The sequence below is a fragment of the Pseudomonas sp. Sample_9 genome (assembly GCF_004307535.1).
Lineage (GTDB): Bacteria > Pseudomonadota > Gammaproteobacteria > Pseudomonadales > Pseudomonadaceae > Aquipseudomonas > Aquipseudomonas mercuritolerans.
In genome coordinates, this window is record NZ_RAZO01000459.1 from 23,850 (window position 1) to 29,851 (window position 6,002).

5 protein-coding genes are annotated in these 6,002 nt (G+C 60.6%); 3 read left to right on the plus strand and 2 right to left on the minus strand.

Features of this window, described 5'->3' with window-relative positions; all coding sequences use genetic code 11:
- The 3 genes from D6877_RS26165 to D6877_RS26175 form a co-directional block, all read left to right on the plus strand.
- Positions 1-2,379: non-ribosomal peptide synthetase (locus tag D6877_RS26165; RefSeq protein ID WP_130912603.1), on the plus strand; the 2,379-nt coding region annotated here is incomplete at its 5' end.
- Between the two features lie 182 nt (positions 2,380-2,561).
- Positions 2,562-3,377: an alpha/beta fold hydrolase gene (locus tag D6877_RS26170; protein ID WP_130912583.1), complete on the plus strand. Its 816-nt coding sequence runs from the start codon at positions 2,562-2,564 to the stop codon at positions 3,375-3,377.
- Positions 3,378-3,545: 168 nt separating this feature from the next.
- Positions 3,546-4,574, plus strand: coding sequence for a ParB/Srx family N-terminal domain-containing protein (locus D6877_RS26175; RefSeq protein WP_130912584.1), 1,029 nt, complete (start codon positions 3,546-3,548; stop codon positions 4,572-4,574).
- A gap of 30 nt (positions 4,575-4,604) precedes the next feature.
- Here the strand turns inward: D6877_RS26175 and dsbG are convergent, their stop codons facing one another.
- Together dsbG and D6877_RS26185 are read right to left on the minus strand one after the other, a co-directional pair.
- Positions 4,605-5,375: a thiol:disulfide interchange protein DsbG gene (gene dsbG / locus D6877_RS26180; protein ID WP_130912585.1), complete on the minus strand. Its 771-nt coding sequence runs from the start codon at positions 5,373-5,375 to the stop codon at positions 4,605-4,607.
- A partial coding sequence (locus D6877_RS26185) for a TlpA disulfide reductase family protein (RefSeq protein WP_130912604.1) occupies positions 5,351-6,002 on the minus strand: 652 nt, incomplete at its 5' end. The genes dsbG and D6877_RS26185, both read right to left, overlap by 25 nt.

Sequence of the window (6,002 nt, forward strand, 5' to 3'; positions counted from 1 at the left end):
CAACGCACCGTCGGCCTGTTCATCAACAGCATCGCCCTGCGCGTGAAGATGCCTGAGGACGATCAGCGCAGCAGTGTGCGTCAGTGGCTCAGCGCTTTGCTCGACAGCAACATGCAACTGCGCGAGTACGAATATCTGCCGCTGGTGAACATTCAGGAACAGAGCGAATTGCCGAAAGGCCAGCCACTGTTCGACAGCCTCTTCGTCTTCGAAAACGCTCCGGTGGAAGTCTCGGTGCTCGACCGTGCGCAGAGCCTGAATGCGACTTCGGATTCCGGTCGGACTCACACCAACTTCCCGCTGACTGCAGTGTGCTACCCGGGCGATGACCTTGGCTTGCACCTGTCCTATGACCAGCGTTACTTTGACGAGGCGACGGTCGAGCGCATGCTCGCTGAGTTCAAGCGCTTGCTGCTGGCGCTGGTCGACGGCTTCCATGGCGACATGGCCGATTTGCCGCTGCTGGGCGACGAAGAACGCGACTTCCTGCTGCACGGTTGCAACCAGAGCGGCCACGACTATCCGCTGGAGCAAAGCTACGTGGCGTTGTTTGAAGCGCAGGTCGCGGCGCATCCGCAGCGCATCGCCGCCAGTTGCCTCGATCAGCAATTGAGCTATGCCGAGCTGAACTGCAACGCCAACCGCCTCGGCCATGCCCTGGTCGCCGCAGGGGTGCGAATGGACCAACCGGTGGCGCTGCTGGCCGAGCGTAATCTCGACCTGCTCGGCATGATCATCGGTAGCTTCAAGGCCGGTGCCGGTTACCTGCCGCTCGACCCGGGCCTGCCGAGCCAGCGTCTGAGTCGCATCATTGAGCTCAGCCGCACGCCGTTGCTGGTGTGCAGCGCAGCCTGCCTTGAGCAGGCGCAGACCTTGCTCGAAGAGTTTGGCTGTTCGAATCGTCCGCGCCTGCTGGTGTGGGAAGAAATACAAGCCTCGGTGTTGGCGACTGAGAATCTCGGTATTCACAGCGGCCCGGACAATCTCGCCTATGTGATCTACACCTCGGGTTCGACCGGCCTGCCAAAAGGCGTGATGGTCGAGCAGCGCGGCATGCTCAACAACCAGTTGAGCAAACGCCCGTACCTCGACTTGAGCGCGGCCGATGTGATCGCGCAGACCGCCTCGCAAAGCTTCGACATTTCCGTCTGGCAGTTCCTTGCCGCGCCGTTGTTTGGTGCACGGGTCGACATCGTACCGAATACGATTGCCCACGATCCGCAAGGTCTGCTGGCGCATGTACAGGCGCAGGGCATCACCGTGCTGGAAAGTGTGCCATCGCTGATTCAGGGCATGCTCGGCTCCGAGCGTCTGAGCCTCGACGGCTTGCGCTGGATGTTGCCGACCGGTGAAGCGATGCCGCCGGAACTGGCCCATCAATGGCTGCTGCGTTACCCGGATATTGGTCTGGTCAATGCTTACGGCCCGGCGGAATGCTCGGATGACGTGGCGTTCTTCCGTGTCGACATGGCGTCGACGCGCGGCAGCTATTTGCCGATCGGCACGCCGACCGATAACAACTTGCTGTACCTGGTCGATGGCGCGCTGGATCTGGTGCCGTTGGGCGCGGTGGGTGAGTTATGTGTTGCCGGGACCGGCGTCGGTCGCGGTTACGTCAGCGATCCGCTGCGCACCGCGCCGGTGTTTGTGCCGAATCCGTTCGGCGCGCCGGGCGAACGCCTGTACCGCACCGGTGACCTGGCACGGCGCCGCACCGACGGCGTGCTGGAATACGTCGGCCGCGTCGATCATCAAGTGAAGATTCGCGGTTACCGCATTGAGCTCGGTGAAATCGAAGCGCGCCTGCATGAACAACCGGAAGTGCGCGACGCGGCGGTGGGTGTGCAGGAAGGCGTCAACGGCAAGCATCTGGTGGGCTACCTGGTCGCGGCCGATGCAGCGCTCAATCCGGGAGAGCGTCTGGAACGGATCAAGCAACGCCTGCGCACCGAACTGCCGGAATACATGGTGCCGCTGCACTGGCTATGGCTGGAGCAGATGCCCCTGAATGCCAACGGCAAACTCGACCGCAAAGCCTTGCCAACGCTGGAGATCGGTCAGTTGCAGAGTGCGGACTATGTAGCGCCGCGCAACGAGCTGGAACAGACCCTGGCTGATATCTGGGCTGAGGTGCTGAAAGTGGAAAAGGTCGGCGTGCGCGACAATTTCTTCGAACTGGGCGGGCATTCGCTGCTGGCTACGCAAATTGCATCGCGGGTACAAAAAGCCCTGCAACGCAACGTGCCGCTGCGCGCGATGTTCGAGTGCAGCACGGTGGAGGAACTGGCCGAATACATCGATGGGCTGGCGGCCAGTGATATGACTGAGGAGAAGGTCGATCGGTTGAACGACCTGATGGCGGAGCTGGAAGGGCTGTAGTTCTTCGGCGCCTGGGCTGGCCTCTTCGCGAGCAGGCTCGCTCCCACACGGGATCTGTGGTGAACACAAATCCCCTGTGGGAGCGAGCCTGCTCGCGAATGGCGTCTGTACATTTCCATCCTTGACGATCAACAACCGGCAGCTCAGTCTGCCGGTTCTGTTTTTTCTCGCGGAGGTGGTCGATGCCCTTTTTCACGGTTGACGGACAAGCACTGCACTATATTGATCAAGGCGCCGGCCCCGCCGTGTTGCTGGCCGGCAGTTACCTTTGGGACCAGGCGATGTGGGCGCCGCAGATCGCCGCGCTGACCCCGCACTATCGCGTCATTGCCGTGGATCTTTGGGGGCATGGCGAGTCCGGCAAGTTACCCGAAGGCACCACATCGCTGGACGACATCGCCCGACAGTCGCAGGCCTTGCTTGATCATCTGGACATCGACCGCGTCACCCTCGTCGGACTATCCGTCGGCGGCATGTGGGGCGCGCGTTTGGCACTGTCCGCGCCGCAACGTCTCAACGGTCTGGTGCTGATGGACACCTACGTCGGCGTCGAGCCGGAACCGACTCGGCAGTATTATTTCTCGCTGTTCAAGCAGATCGAAGACAGCGGCACCATCTCCGAACAACTGCTCGACATCGTCGTACCGATCTTCTTCCGCCCGGGCATCGACTCGCAGTCGGCGCTGTATCAGGACTTCCGCGCGAAATTGAAGAGCTACTCGCCCGAGCGTCTGCGCGAAAGCATCGTACCGATGGGCCGCATCACGTTTGGCCGCAACGACCTGTTGCCACGCCTGGGCGAGCTGAACCCGGAGACGACACTGGTGCTGTGCGGCGATCAGGACAAACCGCGACCACCCTCGGAAGCCCGGGAAATGGCTGAATTGATTGGTTGCCCGTGCGTGCTGGTGCCGGAGGCGGGGCATATTTCCAATCTGGAGAATCCCGGGTTTGTGACTGAGGTGCTGCTGGCGTTTCTGGCCGAGCGCAACCGCTAGACCGAGTGAGCTTCATTCGCGAGCAGGCTCGCTCCCACAGTTAACCGCATTCCTTCAGCATGAATGCAATTCCTGTGGGAGCGAGCCTGCTCGCGAAGGGGCCTCTCAGGGCACCATACAATCGCGAGTGTGAAACTTATCTACAAAAGCATTTGATAAGGGAATGACGTGCAACAGTTCTGGTGGCGTGACCTCAAGGATCTCGAGGACAAGTGGGTCGGGTTGAGTATTGAGGTCAACCGACCGAAATCAAGCAAACCGCTGCTTCATCTGCAAAGTGGCAACAACGGGCGGATGAAGTTGATGCTCAATGGAAGCCCACTCTTCTGGGCGACCATTGCCACCTCATATTACGGTGCTTGGCTGGTTCGCAATCCGAGGCCCGTTCAACTGGAATCGTCACCCGTGCCACCCATCGATTCGGCCGACGTCCAGGAGCACTTTGAATTACCCGTCGAAGAGCGCTTCCCGCGCTGGTGTCGCTATTTCATCAACCAGTTGATGAACAATCAGGCGGACTTTCTCTATCCCGGCCACTGGGTGGCGCGCCCTTTATTGCCAGCAGTTAGCCGATACAAACCCGTTGCCGGTCCGGATGGCTGGTATTTTTCCACCCCGGCCGAGGCGTCCAGCCATCTGCCCAACTGGTACGCGCGCGGCGAGGGCATTCTCGACAACGTGCAACCGCACACCGTGCATTGGCTTGATTGGGGTTTGGGGCACTTGATCGGGCTGCACACGGTGGACCCTTTCGCAGGTCGCCTCAAATGGTGGCGCAAAAAAGCCAGGGAGGGCAGCTTGCCGCCGATCCTGCTCTGGTATGTGGGCGGACTGTGTTCTTACGTGGTCATCGATGGACATTACCGATTGCAGGCCGCGCTCGATGAAGGTGTCAAACCTGATTTCATTGTCCTGAGCTCGACCAAAGCCCAGCAAATCAAACCATGCGAAGCAACGCAACAACGCGTGTTCAGTTCGTTGATGTTGCAAAACGCGAGAAACCCCAAGTTCAACGTTCACACATTCAATCAGGCGCTGATCAATACGTTTGACGACCGTCCCTGGCATTGGGCGGGGACGCACGCTTGGGCCGGTATTCCTTCAGACCAAGCGTGGTGCGCTGAGGTGACAAGCTTTCTCACGGAACAGGGAAACACCGAGCACTTGCAGGACATTATCGAGCGGTGTGAGTACTGACAGACCCGCATCGGTCAGTGCTTGTGAAGGCTACTTAGGCCCGAGAATCTTCACCAGCTTGTCCGGCGATGGCGCGCCTTGCTGTTGTTGCAGTTCGCCTTTGTCATCCATGTAGAAAATCGCCGGGGTGGCCTGCAGTTCGAGGTCTTCCATCAACTGCATGTTGGCCGCGAGTTTGCTTTGCACGGCGACCGGAATGTCTTTCATGGCCTTTAGCGCGCTGCCCTTGCCGGCCTTTTCGTGATCTTCCAGGGCCTTGGCCGGGTCTTTCGCCGCCAGCAGCGCGGCTGATTTGCCCGGGCTGTCTTCGCGGATGATGCCGACCATGATGTGGCGCAACTGCACTTTGCCGGCCTTGACCCATGGTCGCGCCTGTTCCCAGAACATGTTGCAGTACGGGCAGTTCGGATCGCTGAACAGGTACACCGTGCGCGGTGCATCCTTGTTGCCGTCCTGAATCCAGTTGCTCGCCTCGAACTTGCCCCAGACTTCCTTGGACATCGGCGCGTAGACCAGTTTCTGCAACGGTTCGCTGCTCAGGTCCTTGCCGTCGGCGTCGTACAGATTACCCACCACGACGTGTTTGCCGTCCGGGGTCAGGTACAGCGCCATGCCGCGGTTCTGGTATTGCGCCGCGTACCCGCGCAGGCCATCGGGGGCGTCGAACTGGCCGACGATTTTCGCGCCCTTGGCTTCGATCTTTTTGATTGCGGCGGGCAGTTCTTCAGCAGCCTGCACCGACGGCAAGTGCAGCAGGGCAGTGCCCAGGGTCAGCGTCAGCAGGTGGCGGAGGCGGGGCATGGCAGTTTCCTTGCAGAGTTGGCCGGGGCAACGGCCTGATTCGGGCTTGAAGGCGAAGTGTCGAAGGTTTCCAGGGCGCGGGCGAGGCTGGCGTTCGACAGTTCACCGAGGTGACTGGTCAGCAAGCGACCGTCCGGGCTATAGAACAGCGTAGTCGGTAACGCCATGGAACCCACGGCCTGACCGAGACGGCCATTGCGGTCGAAAAGCACGTTGTTGAGGCTCAGGCCCTGGGTTTCCAGGAACGTTGCCACGCTTTGCATGCTTTCGGCCTGATTGACGAACAAGAACGTCAGATCCGGGCGTTGTTGCTGGGCGTTTTCCAGCACCGGCATTTCCCGCCGGCAAGGTGGGCACCAGGTTGCCCAAAGGTTGATCACCAGCGGGCCACCCTGATAGTCGCTGAGCTTGATCTTTTCCCCGGCGGCGTTACGCAGGGAGATATCCGGCAAGCGTGTGCCTTGTTCATAGAGATTCAGCGACAGGGTGGCAAGCAGCCAGAACGCCACGCCACTGACCACACCGAAGCCCAACGGGCGGCGCAGACCGGGGCGACGCCAGCCGCGATACAGCGCCGCCAGCAGCAGCACGATCACTCCGGGCCAAGCGAGGAAACCGCCGTCGCGC